12 protein-coding genes (1 of these 12 running past the window's edge) are annotated in these 22,524 nt (G+C 54.0%); 10 read left to right on the top strand and 2 right to left on the bottom strand.

Annotated elements, in window-relative coordinates; all coding sequences use genetic code 11:
- Nucleotides 1–43 precede the first annotated feature (43 nt).
- Both K1Y77_RS11710 and K1Y77_RS11705 read right to left on the bottom strand, forming a co-directional pair.
- The gene (locus K1Y77_RS11710; RefSeq protein ID WP_030073265.1) at nt 44–481 is read right to left on the bottom strand and encodes a PAS domain S-box protein; all 438 of its coding nucleotides are present in this window, start codon (nt 479–481) and stop codon (nt 44–46) included.
- 173 nt (nt 482–654) lie between these two features.
- Nucleotides 655–1,968, bottom strand: a complete 1,314-nt coding sequence (locus K1Y77_RS11705) for an MFS transporter (protein ID WP_264428617.1) — start codon at nt 1,966–1,968, stop codon at nt 655–657.
- An 83-nt stretch (nt 1,969–2,051) separates the two neighbouring features.
- Between K1Y77_RS11705 and K1Y77_RS11700 the strand changes: the two genes are divergently transcribed.
- The 10 genes from K1Y77_RS11700 to K1Y77_RS11655 all read left to right on the top strand — a co-directional run.
- Nucleotides 2,052–2,321 (top strand): SelT/SelW/SelH family protein, encoded by a 270-nt coding sequence (locus K1Y77_RS11700; RefSeq protein WP_264428616.1) that lies wholly within the window; start codon nt 2,052–2,054, stop codon nt 2,319–2,321.
- Nucleotides 2,318–3,211, top strand: coding sequence for a DMT family transporter (locus K1Y77_RS11695; RefSeq protein ID WP_030073259.1), 894 nt, complete (start codon nt 2,318–2,320; stop codon nt 3,209–3,211). The genes K1Y77_RS11700 and K1Y77_RS11695 overlap by 4 nt, the downstream gene beginning before the upstream one ends.
- Before the next feature lie 234 nt (nt 3,212–3,445).
- Nucleotides 3,446–5,257, top strand: coding sequence for a TolC family outer membrane protein (locus K1Y77_RS11690; RefSeq protein WP_264428614.1), 1,812 nt, complete (start codon nt 3,446–3,448; stop codon nt 5,255–5,257).
- A 64-nt stretch (nt 5,258–5,321) separates the two neighbouring features.
- The gene (locus tag K1Y77_RS11685; protein WP_264428613.1) at nt 5,322–7,499 is read left to right on the top strand and encodes a type I secretion system permease/ATPase; all 2,178 of its coding nucleotides are present in this window, start codon (nt 5,322–5,324) and stop codon (nt 7,497–7,499) included.
- Nucleotides 7,500–8,930 (top strand): HlyD family type I secretion periplasmic adaptor subunit, encoded by a 1,431-nt coding sequence (locus K1Y77_RS11680; protein ID WP_264428611.1) that lies wholly within the window; start codon nt 7,500–7,502, stop codon nt 8,928–8,930. It begins immediately after the preceding gene.
- The gene (locus tag K1Y77_RS11675) at nt 8,930–9,562 is read left to right on the top strand and encodes a response regulator transcription factor (RefSeq protein ID WP_264428609.1); all 633 of its coding nucleotides are present in this window, start codon (nt 8,930–8,932) and stop codon (nt 9,560–9,562) included. Before K1Y77_RS11680 ends, K1Y77_RS11675 begins: the two co-directional genes overlap by 1 nt.
- Nucleotides 9,563–9,639: 77 nt before the next feature.
- Entirely contained in the window at nt 9,640–12,843 is a 3,204-nt protein-coding gene (locus K1Y77_RS11670) for a UDP-N-acetylmuramoyl-tripeptide--D-alanyl-D-alanine ligase (protein WP_264428607.1), read from the top strand.
- Nucleotides 12,836–13,873 (top strand): hypothetical protein, encoded by a 1,038-nt coding sequence (locus K1Y77_RS11665; RefSeq protein ID WP_264428606.1) that lies wholly within the window; start codon nt 12,836–12,838, stop codon nt 13,871–13,873. Before K1Y77_RS11670 ends, K1Y77_RS11665 begins: the two co-directional genes overlap by 8 nt.
- The gene (locus K1Y77_RS11660) at nt 13,870–15,750 is read left to right on the top strand and encodes an ABC transporter ATP-binding protein (protein WP_264428604.1); all 1,881 of its coding nucleotides are present in this window, start codon (nt 13,870–13,872) and stop codon (nt 15,748–15,750) included. Before K1Y77_RS11665 ends, K1Y77_RS11660 begins: the two co-directional genes overlap by 4 nt.
- Nucleotides 15,751–15,938: 188 nt before the next feature.
- On the top strand, nt 15,939–22,524 hold the start of the coding sequence (locus K1Y77_RS11655; RefSeq protein WP_264428602.1) for an Ig-like domain-containing protein. The gene runs 21,533 nt beyond the window's last position; only the first 6,586 of its 28,119 coding nucleotides appear in the window; it begins with the start codon at nt 15,939–15,941; its stop codon lies beyond the right edge, outside the window.

Raw genomic sequence — 22,524 nt, 5'->3', positions numbered from 1 at the left:
GTTGAAGTTCAAGCCCATGAAGATATTTTATTGGTGTTTTTGTTTATTCTGCGACTTCTTGACGTTTTTGGAGCGCTGCTAATGCTTGCTGAGCTTCGACACGCTCAGTCACGTCTTTCTGCACGCCAATGTAGTACATCAAGTTATCCGCTTCATCGTATACAGGCGTAATGGAGAGCTCGTTCCAGAACATAGTGCCGTCTTTGCGGTAGTTACGCAGCACTTCGCGAGAGGGGTGGCCCTCTTTTAGCGCCTCGCGAATAGAGGTCAGCGCATCTTGGTCGCGGTCCTCATTTTGCAAAAAACGGCAGTCGCGATAAAGAATTTCATCCGCACTGTAGCCGGTGAGGCGTTCGAAGCCTTTGTTAACGTAGATAAGGATGTTTTCGTCGCCTTCTTGCTCTGCAACGACGATGCCATCCTCAGAAGCGTCAACAATACGTTCGAGTAACTCCGGGCTGATCAAAGGAGATCGTTTCATCAATGGGTTCCTGTTGCTGCTCTCGTTCTTCCGTAGCTATGGCGCTGTCCATCAACGCGGAGCTAAGCGGCATTTCATGTTGCTTAATAAAGGTAGAATAGCAAAAACCCAGCTAATCACCGCTAATTACCTACCATCATGGCGAGCGTTGAGATGCATTGCAATCGACAGCGCTATTCTGCCTCAGGTAATCGTTGGGCTGATAACATTGCACAGAATGCTGTCCCAGCGAGTATTAACAACAGTGGCGCGCTACCAAGCCATTGTGCCAACCCACCAATTACTCCGCCCACCACTAACATTAATACGCCGGTTAAGGTGTTCGATAGCGCAACATACAACGCTCGGTTTTCTTGCGTGGCGATATCAACCAAGTAGGTTTTACGGCCAAGGCGTACGCCGTGATGAACGATAACCAGAAGGGCGTAAATAATCGCATAAGGCCAAACGCTTTCACTCCACTGGCTGGGGAGCCATGCCAGGCTTGCGCCCAGCAGACAGCAAATGGCGGTCCCGATGGCTGCATCCCTCATCACACGGCGGCTCGATTGGTCTGCTCGCTTTCCCCATACAGGGCTTGCCACCATCGCAGCAATGCCTGATACCACTACCAGCAGGCCAAGGCCACCTAGGTTAGTACCGCTTTGTTGTTGACCTAGTAGAGCTAAATAGGGGAGTGCCAGTGCGCTGGAAAGAAGCAGGGCGCGAGCCAGATTGAAGTTTAGAAAATTGCGATCTTCTTTGAGTAAAGAAAGCCCTAGCTTAATGCTATCCCAGGCGTTTTCGCCGCCTTCCACAGCGCCGGGCACTTCCGCTATGCGCGCCGCACTCACTGCATTGAGTAGCCATCCTGCGGCGGCAACAACCAGTAAAATAGTCAGTGCTACGTTGCCGGGTTGGTCGCCAAACCACATCAGAACGCCGCCAGCTACCAGGGTTGCGGCGCCTGCTACGCTGCCACTCCACCCCATTAGAGTTCCACGGCGTCGCTTAGCGATGGTTTTACCCAACACGTCTTTCGTTGCTATGGATGAGAGTCCTCGCGCCAGTGATAGCAACACCAGGGTAGCTAGCACCATCGCGCCCCCCAAAGAGCCGCTGCCCGCCAGTGCTAGCAGTGCTAACGCTAATGCCGCTAGGGCCTGTATCAGTGCGCCTGCTACCCATACCCATTTGCGCGTTGGTTTTAAGCGAATAAAACCAGCTACGAAAAGCTGCGGCAACAGAGCACCCGCTTCACGGATAGGTACTAACAGGCCTACCATCCATACAGGAGCGCCAATAATGCCCATTAACCAAGGCAAGACCAATCGGGCGCTAGATAGCTCATCAGCAAGTTTATTACCTAACGAAGCGCAAAGATGCAGGAAGAAATTATGTGGCTGCTCCTGACATGCCTCGTCGGGAATGTCATCGCACATTCGGCTATCATCATCGCTGGTCAGCCATTCGTAAACTCGTGTTTGAGAAACATTATGTTCAGCCATGAGGGGTCCTTGGCAGTAGCAAATGTAAGGTGACAGAATGAAAGGTAAGGATGCCCCTATTAAAACGTTAAGGAACCCCCTGAATGTCACGTATTCAAATACGTTATTGCACGCAATGCCATTGGCTGTTGCGAAGTGCTTGGTATGCTCAAGAGCTTCTTTCAACCTTCGGTGAAAGCCTAGCAGAAGTTGCATTATCTCCCTCTCACGGTGGAACTTTTGAAATCTGGTGTGATGAGACATTGCTATGGGAAAGGCAGCGCGATGGCGGTTTTCCAGATATCAAAGTTTTAAAGCAGCGCGTACGAGATCAGATTGAGCCAGCCCGAGACCTGGGGCATATCGACCGATGAACCAAGATCGTCAAGCGATATTGTATGGGCTTGGAGCGGTCGCGCTATGGTCGACGGTTGCCACCGCTTTTAAAGTTGCGCTTGCTTGGATGAGCCCACTGGAATTGATGTGGCTTGCGGCTCTGGTGTCGTGGGTATTCATGTCTGTCTTGATGGTGAAGCAGGGGCATCTACCACAAGCGCTTCGCCATGGTTGGCGTACTGCCGCTTGGGCGGGGTTAATGAACCCGGTTGCTTATTATCTGGTGCTATTTGCTGCTTATGATCGGTTGCCAGGTCAAGAAGCCATGGCCTTGAATTATACCTGGGCATTGGCGATGGCACTTTTGGCTGTGCCGATCCTAGGCCAGCGGCTGACACGTATGGATATAGTGGCGGGGCTTATTGCCTATGCCGGTGTTTGGGTAATCGCCACCCGCGGCAATATCTTCAACGTTGATTTTGCAGACCCACTAGGTGTGGTGTTTGCACTTTTATCGACGTTGCTATGGGCGATGTATTGGTTGCTTAACGCGCGTGATGAGCGAGCACCCTTAATTGCGCAATGGCAGAACTTCAGCGTTGGCTTGCCTGTTTTAACGGCGCTGCTATTCTTTGTTGGGCCAGGGCTTAACTGGCATGGGTGGCAGGCGTTAGGCGCTGGGGTCTACGTAGGGCTTTTCGAAATGGGAGTGGCGTTTGTGCTTTGGCAAATGGCAGTTCGTAAGGTTTCGCGGACTGCTAAGGTTTCTAATCTAATCTTTCTTTCGCCTCCGGTTTCCTTGCTGTTGCTCTATTTAGTGGTGGGGGAGCCGTTGTTGGTGTCAACGCTTATTGGTTTAGGGCTGATTCTACTTGGGCTAGCGCTACAGCAATTGCGTTTAACAACCAACCGGAAATCGGCGATATAGTGTTTTTTTAAGATTTATATTGTAAAATTTTGTGACGTTTGGCTTTATAGTGTGGTTTTCCACTAATGCTACTGAATGAAAAATCTGAGCAAGGGAGCGTCACCGAACCACGTCTAGATCGCACTGAGCATTAGCTAGTAAGTAAGACCAAAAAGAACCATGCCCCAGGGTAGGTGGCGTAGAGCCGCTGCACCTTTAGCTAGCAGCGTAAATATTCATTAGGGATTAACAACGATGAAAAATGGCATCAAAACAACGCTAAATACTGGGTTCCTAAATACAGTTTTTTTTCAGCGCGCAATTCGACCGCTCACGGTGACGACGTTCGTCTGTCTTCCTCTCTCTGCTTTGGGGCAGTCGCTTCCTGCTACACTTTATGCGCCAGGCAGCACAACACTTTCAAGCAGCATTCAACAAGCTATTATCACCAATCCCCAAGTCAATGCTTCCTGGGCAAATTTTCGGGCGTCCGGCAATGACGTTCGAGAGGCGCAAGGTGGTTACTTACCTACGATTGATGTCAGTGCTGGTGTTGGAAGACAGGATCAGCAAAATGATGGGCGTGGCAGTTACGATAGTGATTTTGCAGAACTGACGTTAACCCAGATGGTTTTTGATGGTTTTGCAACCCGCAGTGAGGTTGAGCGCTTAGACCGCTCTCGGCTAGTCGCCTATTTTGAGTTGCTGGGGGCTAGTGAAGAAATTGCCCTTGAAGCCTTTCGTACCTACCTAGACGTAGCACGCTATCGCGAGTTAGTGCGCTTAGCGCAGGATAACTACCGTGAACATCAGCGCGTATTAACGCAAATCGAAGAGCGTTTTAATTCGGGGGCAGGGCGCGGTGTTGATCTTGAACAAATTAGCGGCCGTCTGGCGTTAGCCGAATCCAACCTGATGTCTGAAGCATCAAACCTTCACGATGTTACTGCCCGTTTTCAGCGAATTGTTGGCACGCTTCCCGCACAAAATATGGCACCTGCGCCTTCTCTTGCCGATGACTTACCTACCGATGTTAGCCAAGCCATAGAGCTAGCGTTCCAGGGTAACCCTGAATTTCACGCGGCGATTGAAAATATTGCTGTACAACGTGCAGAGCGTGAAGGCGCTCGCGCTGCCTTTATGCCTCGTCTAGATATTCAAGGACGTACAGGCACGAATAACCAAGATGATTCGATTGCTGGTCGCAGTGATGAACACAGCATTCAGCTGGTGGCGAGCATGAACCTTTATCGAGGCGGTTCGGACTATGCTGCCTTCAATGCAGCGACGACAAGAATTGAACAAGCAGAGAGTCAGCGAGAAACCGCATGTACCAACGTTAGGCAAACGACACAAATTGCTTATAACGACACCCAGCGCTTAAAAGAGCAGTTGGAATATTTGAACGAACATCGTCAATCAATTGACCGTGTCCGCGGTGCATACCAACAGCAGTTCGATATTGGCCAGCGCACCTTGCTCGACCTTCTAGATAGTGAGAACGAGTACTTTGAAGCTAGCCGTGCCTATGCCAATGCACAGTTTGATTTGACGCTAGCAGAAGCGCGTACCCTAGCGGCTATGGGGCAGCTAATGCATACCCTGCAAGTAAGCCGTGAAGATATTCCAAGCCTTGATGAGCTGGGCTACGAGGATATGGCTGACAACATTCGCATGGCTTGCGGTGTAGAGGGGCCGCGTGGCTTTACCTTAGATGATTTCACCCGTGGGATTTCTGCGCAGCAAGCCGATAGTCCGCAAAGTGCTTACTCAGAATCTGAGGAGCTGGTAATGGCTGCCCCTATTGAAGCCACTGTCACGAACGTATCAGCACCAAGTCAAACGCAGGGACTTTATGTTCAGGTGGCGTCTTTAAGTGCTATTGAGCGTGCTGAGGCACTGAGCCGTCAATTGAATAACCAGTTATCCAGCAGTGCTAGAGTAGTGGCAGCTGCAGGGAATTTTCGCGTGCAAGTAGGGCCCTTCGAATCCCTGAATGATGCAAAGTCATTGCAGTCTGAGCTGCAAGGATCTGGCTATGCGGATGCGTTTGTGACGCGTGGCTGAGTAGTGAACTATGGGCATCTAGTCATCCGAGATATTCAAATTTCGGAAGGGAAATGAGGTTTTTGTGACGCAAAGTGAGCTGTCAGTTTCTGGGGCTGCCCGTAGTGGTGGGCAAGAATCAAGCGATGAGTTACTGGAGTGTTTGAAGGCAGTTGCTTCATATTATCAGCACGAAGTGTCCTCAGAAGCCTTAAAAGCAGGCTTGCCTTTAGAGCAAGGGAAGTTAATTCCTTCTGTCTTTGGGCGAGCAGCCTCGCGAGCAGGGCTTACTGCGCATATTGTGAAAAGTAAGCTTTCGGGACTAAATCCTGCCCTATTTCCCGCAATTTTATTGTTGGAGCCGGGGCGTGCTTGTGTGTTGCTTGGGTTGGATCTCAAGCAGCAAAAAGCAAAAGTAATGTTTCCTGAGCTGTCAGAAGCCGATACGGAAATATCGTTAGAGGAACTTCACGCAGGTTATAGCGGTGAAGCCATCTATGTGCGACCAAAATTTAGAGTTGATAGTGCTTCAGAACCTGGAGTTAAAAAACGCGGTGACCAGCACTGGTTCTGGGGCGTTATTCGTGAGAATCGGCGTCTCTATCGCGATATTGTTTTAGGGTCGGTGGCTATCAATTTATTTGCGCTAGCAATGCCGCTGTTTGTGTTAAATGTCTATGATCGTGTTGTACCCAATCAGGCCACTGAAACGCTTTGGGTGCTGGCAATTGGCATTTTTATTGTGCTGTGCTTTGACTTAGCGCTGCGCTTAATGCGTAGCAGCTTTGTTGATTTGGCAGCCAGTCGAGCAGATGTAAAGCTCTCTTCGTCAATAATGGCGAAAACGTTGGGGTTGCGCTTAGAGGAGCGGCCAGCGTCAACAGGTTCGTTTACCTCAACGCTTCAATCGTTTGAATCGGTGCGGGCGTTTATCGGCTCTGCAACCATTCTTGGCATAGTGGACTTGCCCTTTGTACTGCTTTTTGCGGCCATCATTGCACTGATCAACCCCTGGCTTGTGTTGCCAGTGCTCATAGGGATTGTTTTCGTGCTTTTATATGCCCTTGCAGCACAAGGCAAATTACATGAGCTTTCACAAACAACTTGGGAAGTGGGGGCGCAACGTAATGCGTTGTTGGTAGAGTCCGTTTCTCAATTAGAAAACGTCAAGGCGCTGCGCGCTGAAAGCCGAATTCAACGCCATTGGGAAAAAGCATCTGCTTTCTTATCAAGAACCGGTGCCCAACTCAAAATGGTGAGTTCTTCGGTTTCAAGCGTTGCTCAGTGGGCGCAGCACAGCGTGGCCGTGTGCGTCATTATCATCGGTGTCTATCAAATTATTGAAGGCAACTTGACCCAAGGTGGGTTGATTGCTGCCTATATGCTCTCTTCCCGGGCAATGGCGCCTGTTAGCCAAGCGGCTGCTTTACTGGCTCAATATCATCAGTCCTCAACTGCCCTGGAATCTTTAAATGGCGTGATGGCCAAGAGCGTGGAGCGCCACGAAGGCAAGGCTTACGTAGAAAAGCCCAGTTTTACCGGCAGCATCCGCTTAGAGAAAGTCACCTTGCGCTATCCCAATGAAGAAAGAGAGGCATTGCGTGATGTCTCGATTTCTATCAAAGCCGGTGAAAAAGTCGCGTTGCTCGGCCGTATTGGCTGCGGAAAATCATCGCTGAATAAGCTGGTACTTGGTTTTTATCAGCCCGTATCCGGCGCGGTGCTGGTGGATGGCGTTGATATTCGTCAGCTAGATCCCCTCCAGCTTCGTCGTCATATTGGTTATGTGCCTCAGGATGTCAGCCTGTTTGCTGGCACGCTGCGGGATAATATTGTCGCGGGTGGTGGAAACGACCGGGTTGATGACGAGGCGCTACTCAGAGCGATCGAAATTGCGGGTCTAGAATCATTGGTTAATAGCCATCCCAAAGGCGTCGACCTTGAGGTAGGTGAGCGTGGCCAAGCGCTTTCAGGCGGTCAAAAACAAGCTGTTGCAATCGCAAGAGCGGTTGTACAAGACCCACCCATTCTGTTGCTTGATGAGCCAACCAGCTCAATGGATAACGCCAGCGAAGAAGCGTTTAAAGCTAACCTTTCCAGTGTTGCACCTGGGAAAACTATTCTCGTTGTTACCCACCGTACCTCGCTGTTATCCCTGGTTGACCGCATCATCGTTATGGATGCTGGCAAAGTAGTGGCGGATGGTCCGCGCGATACCGTGGTCGAGGCATTGCGCAAAGGGCAGATTGGGAGGGCGTCGTAAATGGCGAAAAAAAACACCTCCACGTCTGAACAAAAAAGCTTTGAGGCCATTGGTCGTTTTTCTGAGAAAGGGCAGAAACCGTTTCGTCCGTTTATGGATAGGCTGTTTGCTCGGCGAGTTACCTCGGCGCACCTCAGTCGTGATTGGGCGAGCGACACTGACTGGGCGCGTATGCAGCAAGAGCCTATTCGCGCTCGGCTATTTCTCTACACCGTTTTACTGACCATTATTGTGCTGGTGGTTTGGGCATCGGTTGCTGCCATCGATGAAGTGACCCGTGGCGCGGGGCGGGTTATTCCAGCAAGCCAACTGCAGCGCATACAGTCGTTTGACGGCGGTGTGATAGAGCAGATCATGGTGCGAGAAGGGCAGGTGGTCAGTGCCGGAGAGGTGTTAATGCAAATTGACCCAACCCGGTTTGTGTCTGATTTTCGCGAAAACCGTGCCCAGCGTTTTGCACTAGAAGCACGTGCAGAGCGGCTAAGGGCGTTGGCGACTGGCACCGCTTTTGAGCCGTCTGAAGAGCTGCGCCAAGAAGTGCCTAATATCGTGATGCAAGAACGTGAGGTGTATGAAAGCCGCCGCGAAGAGCTACGCGAACAAGAAAACGTGCTCAACGATCGTATTCGGCAACGTCGAGAAGAACTTCGGGAAGCGCAGGCACGTCGTGATACTGCCCAGCGTGAAGCAAGTATGGCAGGGCAAGAGCTTAACTTAACTCGCCCATTGCTTGCCTCAGGTGCTGTTTCAGAAGTTGAGGTATTGCGCTTACAGCGTGAAGTGTCGCGTGCCACTGGTGAGCGCAATCAAGCTGCCGCTGCTGTTTCACGTCTGGAAGCGGGAGTGGAAGAAGCGGAGGGGCAGTTACTTGAGCTAGGTGCCGAACGTAGAAGTGAGTGGCGAAATGAGCTCGCTCAGACGTTAGGCGATTTAAATGCACTTCAGCAGTCAGGCACGGGGCTTCAGGACAGGGTGCGACTTACCGAAATACGCTCGCCTGTCGATGGTGTGATTCAGCGTATTCATATCAGTACGATTGGTGGGGTGGTCCAGCCAGGACAAGAAGTATTGGATATCGTGCCCAGCGATGACCAGTTACTGGTTGAAGCCCGTATTGCTCCTCAGGATATTGCCTTTCTACATCCTGGGCAGCCTGCAACGATCAAACTCACTGCCTACGACTACGCCATATATGGTGGGCTGCAGGCTGAGCTTGACCACATCAGTGCAGATACGATTACTGACGACGACGGTAATACGTTTTATTTGGTCCGGGTTCGTAGTTTGCAAGATGAAAGTATTACTGACCGGCTGCAGGTTATTCCAGGGATGACGGCACAAGTCGATATTGTGACAGGCAAAAGAACGGTGATGCAGTTCTTATTAAAACCTGTTTTAAGGGCGTGGCGAGATTCCATGGGGGAGCGCTAATGAAACACTGGTTTGTGACAACGGATGGACGCCTAAAGGCGCGCTGGGAAAGTGCTTTTCCTGCAAGCATGGCCACCACGCCAGATAAAATAGTGGATCAAGTGCAGCCGGGTGACGTGGCATGGCTAACAACGATGGTCGAAAATTGGAGTGAGCTGATTCCGGCGATAACTGCAAATAGTGCCATTGTCGTGATACTCAGCTATGTGCCTAACGATCGTGAGGCGCTTAAGGCGCTGGACCTCGGGGCGCGTGGCTATGTCCATACACTGGCAGCTTCTGACGTCCTTATCCAAGTCGCCCTCGTGGTGTCTAATCAAGGTATATGGGTGGGACAAGAGCTGCTTGCCAAGGTGGTAGGTGGCACTTTTAAGGCGCTACAAAAACGTCAGCAAGGTGCGGAGCATCAGCAGAGTGACTATTTGAACCTATTAACGGAGCGCGAGCGGGGTGTGGCGCTAGCCGTTGCTCGTGGTGCAACCAATAAAGAAGTCGCGCGCCAATTAGACATTACGGAACGTACGGTGAAGGCCCACTTAAGTGCCATCTTCAAGAAGTTAGCTGTCCGTGATCGCTTACAGCTAATTTTGAAGCTAACGCCGGTTGCAGAACGCACGTTAGAACAGTTTTAGTTGATATACCTGCATGTGTGCTGTGCATGTGCATGGCGTTCAGCTTCATACGTCAGCCCTTATTTTTGAGCAATTAAATGCCCAACAATACACGTTCTTCACTGCCTGGCTTGCCCCCATTAAGCAAATCGGGCGCTGAAAAAGCTGGGCCTTCTGCCCAAGCGGTCAACGTTGCGCTCGCTTTAGATGGCATCGGTGAAACGGTGGTGCCGATATGGTTGAACAAGCATGCACAGCCAGCAGAGTTTGCTCAGCTAATGCTGCTATCAGCAAGCGATGGCTATGGGCGCGCTCAAGTCGCTACTGTGCAGATTGATGTGAGCAGCCTGCAGGCAGGCAACTGGGCAGCTTTACTCCCCGCGTTGAAACAGGCACTGCAACGGCTTGAGCGAAAGTTTCAGCACCCATTGGTGTGGTGTCGCTTGGAGTGGCCTTTTGCAGTGCGTGAATGGCAGTGGCAGACGCTAAAGCAAAACATTAAGCGTTATAAACGCAACTATTTTCGTAGTGGCTTAGCGTTTGTGGGCACGAAGCTTCCTCGGCTTTTACTCACAGAAATGGAGCTTAACGCTAATGCCTGCCTATACGCAGGCAATCAGGTGGTGCATGCCGATGTTAATCTGGGGCACTTAGAGCGCTATATAAAAGCGCGTCATGGTTCAAGCCAGATGCCTGACTTTGGCGATACTATGCCAGTTTGGAGCTTTTCTACTGCTGGCGTATTCGTGGATGTTAGCGGCGAAACTGCTCGCGTTCATGGTCTAGAGACTCAACCAAGATGCTGGGGAAGGCGAGAAGCTCCTCCTCTAACAGCGGCATCCACAGGAGAGTTAATCGCGCGTTCCACCCGTTTTTTAGGTAAGCAGATGAAGGAAGATGGCCGCTATGTGTATGGCTATTTTCCCTGCTTTGATCGCCACATTAATACCTACAACGTATTGCGGCACGCTAGCAGTACCTATGCTTTGCTAGAAGGCTATGAGGCCTGTGCGGAACAGCGACTGTTAAGTAACGAACAGCTCAGCCTGATACGCCAGCAGATTGCCGGTGCGCTGTCGGGCTTATGTTCCCAGTTTGTTATTTACCGCCAAGGCGCAGCCTATGTGGTGGATGTTGGCGACATCATTAAGTTGGGAGCCAACGCGGTCGCCATTCTTGCATTAGTGAAGTATCACCAGGTCACGGGCGACGATCGTTATGCAGCGCTGGCAGATGCACTGGCACTTGGCATTACAAGAATGCAAGAGGCCGATGGGAGCTTTGTGCACGTACTTAATGCGGCTGATTTGTCCGTTAGGGAAAAGTCCCGGATCATTTATTACGATGGCGAAGCGGCTTTTGCCCTAATGCGGCTTTATGACCATACCCGAAATAACCGTTGGCTAGACTGCGTGGTCAACGCGTTTGACTACTTTATTGCTAGCGGTCACGAAAATGCCCACGACCATTGGCTTGCCTATTGTTCCAATGAACTGGTGGCGCACCGCCCAGAGCGTAAATACTTTGCGTTTGCCGTGCGCAATATCGCGGGCTATGTCGATTTTATCCACGAGCGGATCACCACTTTCCCCACGCTACTTGAGCTGTCGATGGCGTTTCATAAAACGCTGCTTAAGCTTGAGCAACGGCCTGATTTAGCCGATGTGCTGAATGGCTTTGATGTCAATGCGTTTTACCGCGCTTTGCATGCTAGGGCGAACTATCTGCTGAACGGCTTTTTCTGGCCGGAAGTCGCGATGTACTTTAAAGCTCCGGCGACTGTTGTGGATGGCTTTTTTATTCGCCATCACAGTTTCCGCGTTAGGATTGACGATGTAGAGCACTACTTATCGGGGCTGGTGGCGTATCAGCAGATGCTGCGTGAGGCAAGCTATGCCACCATTAAGTCGCCACTATTGGGGCAGCGCTTGGATGCTAAAACTATTGCCTCGATAACCGAGGGAGTATGGATATCAACTCCACCTGATGAGTGGCTAGCAAGAGGCCTATGCTGCTGGCCAAGATCTTTTCAAACGGGGCAAGTGGTTATCGCGCGGGGCAAGGGAATGGAGAAAGGTTTTTTGCCATTCGCCGCGGTGAAGTCTCTGGTGAGTAAAGGCGCTTCCGCTGTCATTTGCGATGACCCTGAGTTATATCATGGTATCGATGTGCCTGTGTTACACGTAGCTGATGTGCGAGCAGCAACGCTGGCGATAGGACAGTGGCAGCGGCGCAGTTACGCTGGTCGCGTCGTCGGTATTACTGGCAGCGCGGGTAAAACAACGGCAGTAGCAATGCTGGCCCATGCACTGAGCTACACCGGCGCCGTAGGACAAACGCAAGGCAGTGCTAACTTACCGGTTGGCATTGCCTGGAACATCGCTTCAATGCCGCAAGAGGCAGCGTACTGGGTGGTTGAAATGGCCATCGGTTCAATGGCTCAGAATACGGATCTTGCTCGCCCAGATATCGCCATAATCACTAATATTGCGGCATCGCACCTGGTGTATCACCGCTCACTAGACGAAATTGCCCGTAAGAAAGCGCTTATTTTTCAGAGCATGCCCTCTAATGGGGTCGCTATTCTGTACCGCGATATGCCTCATTATGCTTATCTGGCCGAACAGGCAAGGCGCTATCACCTGCAGGTGGTCAGTTTCGGTGAGCACCCCGACGCAGATATACGCATGCTTGCGTTTGCAGGGAATAGCGCCCGGATTATGTGTGATGGAAGTGTGTATGAACTTGGCATGAGCGCTGCAGGGCGGCATATGATGCTGAATGCCATGGCAGTACTGGCGGTGGCTAGGCACGATAATTTACCGCTAGACACCGTTATATCTCGGCTGGCCACTTTTCAAGCAGTGGCAGGGCGAGGCGAAGTACGGGCCACACATTGTCACGCCGTGCCAATCACACTGTACGATGAAACGTACAACGCTAACCCTTTATCGATGCGTATGGCGTTGGAAGCCTTCTCTTCGCTCGCTGTGGATGCGAGCAAAAAGCTGGTGATTATTGGCGATATGCTAGAGCTGGGCGCAGAGACTGAACGGCTACACCAGGAGCTTGCTCCTCTTCTTGCCTCACTATCAGCTAGGGAATTACTGCTCTGTGGTCAGCGCTGCCAAGTGTTAGCACCCTTATTGGGTGGAGAGGCTGCTGGCGTGTTTCACTTTGCGGATGTTAAAGCCCTTAAGGCAGCGCTACCGCACCACCTAATGCCCCATGATAGCGTGCTTGTTAAAGCATCCCATGGCATTGGGCTACACGCGCTTTTCCCCCCGCTACCTTATGAGTAAACATCTACCGTTAACTCACCATTGGTGGATCACTCTACTACTGCTTTGCATAGCCACGGCTAAGCTAACGCCAGTAGCCGCTCAGCCGACCCCAGAAGCAGGGGAGTGTCATTACCTGCAACGTGATGCACCTCTCCAGATATTAACAAACGGGCCGAACCAAACGTTGGGACTGGAGGAGGCTCACTTTTTTATCGAGGTCGTTGAAGAGATTGGGGCGCTGAGCACTACACAACGTGATGACTTGGAAAGACAGCTTAATGCCGCCAATCTAGTCTATCGTGACGTTCTTGGGCTTACCCCACCCTTGCTCATGCCACGCTATCAGCGTGCAAACTTCATTATGGTGATATTACGTGCTGACCAGTCACGTGGTGGGCAAGCGTATGATGAAGTAGTACGCAGCCCTACTGTGCCTGATTGCCATATTCGTATGGCGTTAGGTGGGCAGGTAAATGCTGCTGAAAACTTAACCCCTGCCCATGAGCTGTTTCATCTGTATCAAAATGCCCACATGATGTTCAAGCAAGCTTGGGTGCATGAAGGGTTAGCTCGTTGGTCGGAATCTCTCTTTAGAGAGGATGCGCAGAGAGGTGGTGCACAAGAGGGGACCCCCTTACCTGTGAATGCCGAAGCGCTTGAATCAGTGATGCAAGCAAACTATGGCGCAGCGACCTTTTGGCAGCGACTGTTTTATCTGCTTGACTCGCAGGGCAGTCGCTCAATTCAGAAGGAGCTACACGATAAGCGCTACCACGATGGCAGCCAAGTAGTGGCAGCGAGCGAGTTTTATGGCCATGCCTTTCTACCGTTACTTTTCGCCTCACTCAATGAGGCTGGCGCGACACTGGCCCATCAAGAGCAATGGCCCGTGTATGGTTGGACAGAGGCAGAGCAGCGTAGCCTGCGTCACAATAGAGTCATTTTATCTGCCATCCATGATGCCGTTTCAACGTATAAGCCGATAGCCGATCAACCGGACGAATTACGTGCCTTCATGCAACTTATAGAACCAATGATTAATCGATGAGTAACCCGACGACTAACAGGGAGAGAGAGGAGATTCACGGAGATCAAGTTCTCGACCTAATGGCTGCGTTAGCGCGCGCGGTGCTATGGCCGTTTCGTTGGCGTGTATTAACGATCCTGTTAATGCAAATTGTAAGTCAGGTCATGCTGTTGGCAAGCCTAGTGCTACCCTGGCAGTTGCTTCAAGTGTTGATGACCGGGCGTAGCCGCATAGATGGCTGGGTACCTGGAACAGAATCCCATGGTGCCAAAATAGCGGTATTAATCGTAGCGGCCGTACTCTGCTTTTGCGCCTACGCCTTACTTAAATGGTTAATTACAAAAGCCATTGCCCAGCTTTCGTCCCTAATCCTAGGGCTTTTGAATAAAACCCGGCTAGTTGCCAACCATCGATTAGTTGGCAAGCGTGTACTTGGCATTGTGATAGGTGCCCTGTCGTCAGCGGTGATCGCACTGCTTTTCTGCTTGATGATCGCTTTTCTACACCCTCTGCTCGCGCTATTGGCAGTGGCATGTGTGTTGGGGTTGGTGATGATGGTTAGCTTTTACTACCGCTTTGAGCGGGTGCAAACTATTCAGAATACCCTGCAAGGTAACGTTCTGACCGTCATCAATATCAGCTTTGCTTTGGGTTTTTTGATTATTGTCCTCGATTATCTCAATGGCACAATGCGGCCACTGTTGACGCTATTTATATTGCTGCTAGCAATGCGCCAACTAATGGTGGCCAGTGTTAATGGGTTGGTCAATTTCTTGAGTATCATCAAGTATTTTCAGCAGATTAATATGCTGCTTTTACCTCGCTCCCAACAGATTTCTTTCTCGCTAACCACGGACTTTGTCCAACGCTTTGAACAAGCGACTCTTCAACAGTGGCTACCGTCATGGTTGATTGAGAGCAAATACTGTGTCGGCGATCTTGAAATTTTGCAATGCCGTTTACTCTATGGGCGATCCGTAGCGCACGTATTAGTTTGTGAAACGGATAGCAACGGCTTGCCATATTATGTATTGCTAAAGTGCTATATCGCTGCCCGAGAGAACGAAGCACTGCATGAAACTGCGCTTTTGAATGAAATAGGAGGCTATTGCCATGGTGTGGTGTCTCAAAGTGCGGTGTCTCAAAGTGTGATGTCTCAAAGTGCGATGTCTCAAAGTGCTATGCCCACGGTGCCTGTTTTACGAGCTAGTGGACAGTTACCCTGGTGTCATTTTGTGTTGGTGGAAATAGGAGACAAGCCACCTCAGTGGAAGAATTCCGAAGAGCGTAAGCCTTGGATGAATGAGTTGCGGCAATGCCTATGCCATGTTCCTTTGCCCAATCATCTGATTACCCAATACACAGCAACGTTTGCCTCTTTACCCGAGCGCATGAAGAAAGTGGCAGCTTCACACTTTGCCTACCTGACACAACAAGACCGACAGAGCTTTCAAGTCGAGCGTTTCATGCAGCTATGGCCGTTTATGATCGCTGAAGTGGAAAGGGTTCCCCAGTGTCTAACGGTACAAAATCCTAGTAGCGCCCGCATGGCCGTTATAGACAATCACATGCTGCTATTGGACTGGCAGGGTTGGGTATATGACACATTGGGCGCGCACTGGCCTCTATCAGCAAAGCTACAGGCGGAAATACTTGAGGTTATCAATAGCCAATGGGAAAGCGCTGATAGTCAGCAACCTTGGCATGGGTTTGACTCACCCACCCAAGCGGCAAACTGCGTTGCATTAGCGGCGCGAGCGCACGAATTTTGCCAACGTTGTCATCTTCATAATGACTCAGGCGCACTCAACATGATGTCTGGGCTTATAAAAGCCTACGAGGTCATTACACTCGCGGATGAGCAAAACTCTCCCGTGAAAAGCGCCGTTGAGTATTAAAGCCTCATCCTAGCTTTCAGCATGCCCGTCTTTTCCTATCGCCGTGGTAGTACTGTCCACCAGTACAATATGAATTCGTCGTCATCACGATTAATCTTGCTACAAAATGCCGTTAATAAAAGTTCACTTTATTGAATTTTCACCAAAAACGGCAACCTCTTTGATGAAGCAGCGGGTGGATACAGCACATGGCAACAGTTATCGCAATTTCAGGTCAGGCATGGGCACGTGACGAAGACGGCAACCTGCGTGAACTTCGCATTGGCGACGTTCTTCAGGAAGGCGAAACGATCATCACGTCTGCAGATGGCCGGGTAGAGCTAGACTTTGCCGACGGAACAGGCGTTAACGTTGTCGAAGGCGGCCAAGAAGTTGCGGTTACCCCCGAACTTGATGTTGACGCGATTGTAGCCACTGATGCCAGCATCCAGGATGACGATCTAGAAGCGCTGCTCACTGCTCTTAATGATGAAGATGGCGACCTACTCGAACTGTTAGATGCGACTGCAGCCGGTGGAGCAGCCGGCGGTGGCGGTGGTGGTAGCAGCTTTGTGCGCCTTGCTCGTATTGCCGAAGAAACCGACCCGCTTAGCTTTAGCACTGAAGGCGGCCTTGAAGGGGCCGAGTTCGTTGAATTTGATGGTGGCCTAGCCGCTGCTACAACAGATCTAGACGACACCGACGCGGATGCAGACGCCGATGCCGATGCCGATGCGGATGCCGATGCCGATGCCGATGCCGATGCCGACGCGGATGCTGATTCTGACGCCGATGCGGATGCAGATGCTGATGCGGATGCAGACGCTGATGCCGATGCGGATGCGGACGCCGACGCCGATGCGGACGCTGATGCTGATGCTGATTCTGACGCCGATGCCGATGCTGATGCTGATGCGGACGCCGATTCAGATGCTGATGCAGACGCTGATGCAGATGCAGATGCAGATGCAGATGCCGATGCTGATGCTGACGCGGATGCGGATGCTGACGCCGATGCCGACGCAGATGCCGATGCCGACGCGGATGCTGATTCTGACGCCGATGCGGATGCAGATGCCGATGCTGATGCAGACGCTGATGCGGATGCAGACGCTGATGCCGATGCGGATGCGGACGCCGACGCCGATGCGGACGCTGATGCTGATTCTGACGCCGATGCCGATGCTGATGCTGATGCGGACGCCGATTCAGATGCTGATGCAGACGCTGATGCAGATGCCGATGCGGATGCCGACGCCGACGCCGACGCGGATGCCGACGCGGATGCGGATGCGGATGCGGATTCTGATGCCGATGCCGATGCCGACGCAGATGCCGATGCCGACGCAGATGCCGATGCCGATGCCGATGCCGACGCCGATGCCGACGCCGATGCCGATGCCGACGCCGACGCCGATGCGGACGCTGACTCGGACGCCGATGCCGATTCGGATGCTGATGCCGACGCGGATGCTGATTCTGACGCAGATGCCGATGCGGATGCTGATGCGGATTCTGACGCCGACGCGGATGCCGATGCGGACGCTGATGCTGATTCAGACGCCGATGCCGACGCTGATGCAGACGCTGATGCCGATGCCGATGCCGATGCCGATGCTGATTCAGACGCCGATGCCGATGCCGATGCTACGCTGACCGTTGCTGCCACTGTGGATAACGGCGACGCGACCCTAGACATCAGCGGCACCAGCGCCGACGTTGCCGACGGCAGCATGGTGAACATCACCATCACCGACCAGAACGGCGCGACCGTCACCACCACGGCCACCGTGGGCGCCGACGGCAGCTACGTGGTTGAAAACGTCGATGTGGAAAGCCTGACCGACGGCCCGCTGACCATCGATGCGAGCACCACCGACAACAACGGCAACACCGTTGAGGCCGACACCAGTGCGGTACTGGATGCGGTTGATGCCGCGCTGAGCGTGGTGGCGACTGTGGATAACGGCGACGCGACCCTAGACATCCGCGGCACCAGCACCGACGTGCCAGACGGCGGCGAAGTGAAGATCACGATCACCTCTGCAAACGGCGGTGATCCAGTTGAAGTCACGACCACCGTGGATGCCGACGGCAACTACAGCCTGGCCGGTGTGAACGTCAGCGGCCTGACCGATGGCGAACTGACCATCGTTGCCACCGCGCTTGATAACAACGGCGACACGGTGAGAGATCAAGACACCGCTGACCTGGATGCGACCGCGGGCGATCTAACCATCACCAGCACCACCGTGGATGACGCAGCGCAAACCGTGGACATCCGCGGCACCAGCACCGACGTGCCAGACGGCGGCGAAGTGAAGATCACGATCACCTCTGCAAACGGCGGTGATCCGGTTGAAGTCACGACCACCGTGGATGCCGACGGCAACTACAGCCTGGCCGGTGTGAACGTCAGCGGCCTGACCGATGGCGAACTGACCATCGTTGCCACCGCGCTTGATAACAACGGCGACACGGTGAGAGATCAAGACACCGCTGACCTGGATGCGACCGCGGGCGATCTAACCATCACCAGCACCACCGTGGATGACGCAGCGCAAACCGTGGACATCCGCGGCACCAGCACCGACGTGCCAGACGGCGGCGAAGTGAAGATCACGATCACCTCTGCAAACGGCGGTGATCCGGTTGAAGTCACGACCACCGTGGATGCCGACGGCAACTACAGCCTGGCCGGTGTGAACGTCAGCGGCCTGACCGATGGCGAACTGACCATCGTTGCCACCGCGCTTGATAACAACGGCGACACGGTGAGAGATCAAGACACCGCTGACCTGGATGCGACCGCGGGCGATCTAACCATCACCAGCACCACCGTGGATGACGCAGCGCAAACCGTGGACATCCGCGGCACCAGCACCGACGTGCCAGACGGCGGCGAAGTGAAGATCACGATCACCTCTGCAAACGGCGGTGATCCGGTTGAAGTCACGACCACCGTGGATGCCGACGGCAACTACAGCCTGGCCGGTGTGAACGTCAGCGGCCTGACCGATGGCGAACTGACCATCGTTGCCACCGCGCTTGATAACAACGGCGACACGGTGAGAGATCAAGACACCGCTGACCTGGATGCGACCGCGGGCGATCTAACCATCACCAGCACCACCGTGGATGACGCAGCGCAAACCGTGGACATCCGCGGCACCAGCACCGACGTGCCAGACGGCGGCGAAGTGAAGATCACGATCACCTCTGCAAACGGCGGTGATCCGGTTGAAGTCACGACCACCGTGGATGCCGACGGCAACTACAGCCTGGCCGGTGTGAACGTCAGCGGCCTGACCGATGGCGAACTGACCATCGTTGCCACCGCGCTTGATAACAACGGCGACACGGTGAGAGATCAAGACACCGCTGACCTGGATGCGACCGCGGGCGATCTAACCATCACCAGCACCACCGTGGATGACGCAGCGCAAACCGTGGACATCCGCGGCACCAGCACCGACGTGCCAGACGGCGGCGAAGTGAAGATCACGATCACCTCTGCAAACGGCGGTGATCCGGTTGAAGTCACGACCACCGTGGATGCCGACGGCAACTACAGCCTGGCCGGTGTGAACGTCAGCGGCCTGACCGATGGCGAACTGACCATCGTTGCCACCGCGCTTGATAACAACGGCGACACGGTGAGAGATCAAGACACCGCTGACCTGGATGCGACCGCGGGCGATCTAACCATCACCAGCACCACCGTGGATGACGCAGCGCAAACCGTGGACATCCGCGGCACCAGCACCGACGTGCCAGACGGCGGCGAAGTGAAGATCACGATCACCTCTGCAAACGGCGGTGATCCGGTTGAAGTCACGACCACCGTGGATGCCGACGGCAACTACAGCCTGGCCGGTGTGGACGTCAGCGGCCTGACCGATGGCGAGCTGACCATCGATGCGGTTGCGACCGACAACAACGGCGACACCGTCACGGCCCAGGACACTGCGGATCTGGATGCGGTTGCGGGTGAACTGACCGTCACGGCGGATGACTCCACCGACGGTCTGCTGAACATCAGCGGCACCAGCCAAGACGTTCCAGAAAACGGTGAGGTGACCATCACCATCACCGACCAGAACGATGAAACCGTCATCGTCACGGCGACCGTGGATGAAAACGGCGAGTACAGCCTGACCGGTGTGGACGTCAGCGGCCTGACCGATGGCGAGCTGACCATCGATGCGGTGGCGACCGACAACAACGGCGACACCGTCACGGCCCAGGACACTGCGGATCTGGATGCGGTTGCGGGTGAACTGACCGTCACGGCGGATGACTCCACCGACGGTCTGCTGAACATCAGCGGCACCAGCCAAGACGTTCCAGAAAACGGTGAGGTGACCATCACCATCACCGACCAGAACGATGAAACCGTCATCGTCACGGCGACCGTGGATGAAAACGGCGAGTACAGCCTGACCGGTGTGGACGTCAGCGGCCTGACCGATGGCGAGCTGACCATCGATGCGGTGGCGACCGACAACAACGGCGACACCGTCACGGCCCAGGACACTGCGGATCTGGATGCGGTTGCGGGTGAACTGACCGTCACGGCGGATGACTCCACCGACGGTCTGCTGAACATCAGCGGCACCAGCCAAGACGTTCCAGAAAACGGTGAGGTGACCATCACCATCACCGACCAGAACGATGAAACCGTCATCGTCACGGCGACCGTGGATGAAAACGGCGAGTACAGCCTGACCGGTGTGGACGTCAGCGGCCTGACCGATGGCGAGCTGACCATCGATGCGGTTGCGACCGACAACAACGGCGACACCGTCACGGCCCAGGACACTGCGGATCTGGATGCGGTTGCGGGTGAACTGACCGTCACGGCGGATGACTCCACCGACGGTCTGCTGAACATCAGCGGCACCAGCCAAGACGTTCCAGAAAACGGTGAGGTGACCATCACCATCACCGACCAGAACGATGAAACCGTCATCGTCACGGCGACCGTGGATGAAAACGGCGAGTACAGCCTGACCGGTGTGGACGTCAGCGGCCTGACCGATGGCGAGCTGACCATCGATGCGGTGGCGACCGACAACAACGGCGACACCGTCACGGCCCAGGACACTGCGGATCTGGATGCGGTTGCGGGTGAACTGACCGTCACGGCGGATGACTCCACCGACGGTCTGCTGAACATCAGCGGCACCAGCCAAGACGTTCCAGAAAACGGTGAGGTGACCATCACCATCACCGACCAGAACGATGAAACCGTCATCGTCACGGCGACCGTGGATGAAAACGGCGAGTACAGCCTGACCGGTGTGGACGTCAGCGGCCTGACCGATGGCGAGCTGACCATCGATGCGGTGGCGACCGACAACAACGGCGACACCGTCACGGCCCAGGACACTGCGGATCTGGATGCGGTTGCGGGTGAACTGACCGTCACGGCGGATGACTCCACCGACGGTCTGCTGAACATCAGCGGCACCAGCCAAGACGTTCCAGAAAACGGTGAGGTGACCATCACCATCACCGACCAGAACGATGAAACCGTCATCGTCACGGCGACCGTGGATGAAAACGGCGAGTACAGCCTGACCGGTGTGGACGTCAGCGGCCTGACCGATGGCGAGCTGACCATCGATGCGGTGGCGACCGACAACAACGGCGACACCGTCACGGCCCAGGACACTGCGGATCTGGATGCGGTTGCGGGTGAACTGACCGTCACGGCGGATGACTCCACCGACGGTCTGCTGAACATCAGCGGCACCAGCCAAGACGTTCCAGAAAACGGTGAGGTGACCATCACCATCACCGACCAGAACGATGAAACCGTCATCGTCACGGCGACCGTGGATGAAAACGGCGAGTACAGCCTGACCGGTGTGGACGTCAGCGGCCTGACCGATGGCGAGCTGACCATCGATGCGGTGGCGACCGACAACAACGGCGACACCGTCACGGCCCAGGACACTGCGGATCTGGATGCGGTTGCGGGTGAACTGACCGTCACGGCGGATGACTCCACCGACGGTCTGCTGAACATCAGCGGCACCAGCCAAGACGTTCCAGAAAACGGTGAGGTGACCATCACCATCACCGACCAGAACGATGAAACCGTCATCGTCACGGCGACCGTGGATGAAAACGGCGAGTACAGCCTGACCGGTGTGGACGTCAGCGGCCTGACCGATGGCGAGCTGACCATCGATGCGGTGGCGACCGACAACAACGGCGACACCGTCACGGCCCAGGACACTGCGGATCTGGATGCGGTTGCGGGTGAACTGACCGTCACGGCGGATGACTCCACCGACGGTCTGCTGAACATCAGCGGCACCAGCCAAGACGTTCCAGAAAACGGTGAGGTGACCATCACCATCACCGACCAGAACGATGAAACCGTCATCGTCACGGCGACCGTGGATGAAAACGGCGAGTACAGCCTGACCGGTGTGGACGTCAGCGGCCTGACCGATGGCGAGCTGACCATCGATGCGGTGGCGACCGACAACAACGGCGACACCGTCACGGCCCAGGACACTGCGGATCTGGATGCGGTTGCGGGTGAACTGACCGTCACGGCGGATGACTCCACCGACGGTCTGCTGAACATCAGCGGCACCAGCCAAGACGTTCCAGAAAACGGTGAGGTGACCATCACCATCACCGACCAGAACGATGAAACCGTCATCGTCACGGCGACCGTGGATGAAAACGGCGAGTACAGCCTGACCGGTGTGGACGTCAGCGGCCTGACCGATGGCGAGCTGACCATCGATGCGGTGGCGACCGACAACAACGGCG

Origin of the sequence: Halomonas qaidamensis, assembly GCF_025917315.1 — a bacterium.
GTDB lineage: Bacteria > Pseudomonadota > Gammaproteobacteria > Pseudomonadales > Halomonadaceae > Vreelandella > Vreelandella qaidamensis.
This window is presented reverse-complemented; position numbering and strand designations above follow the sequence as displayed.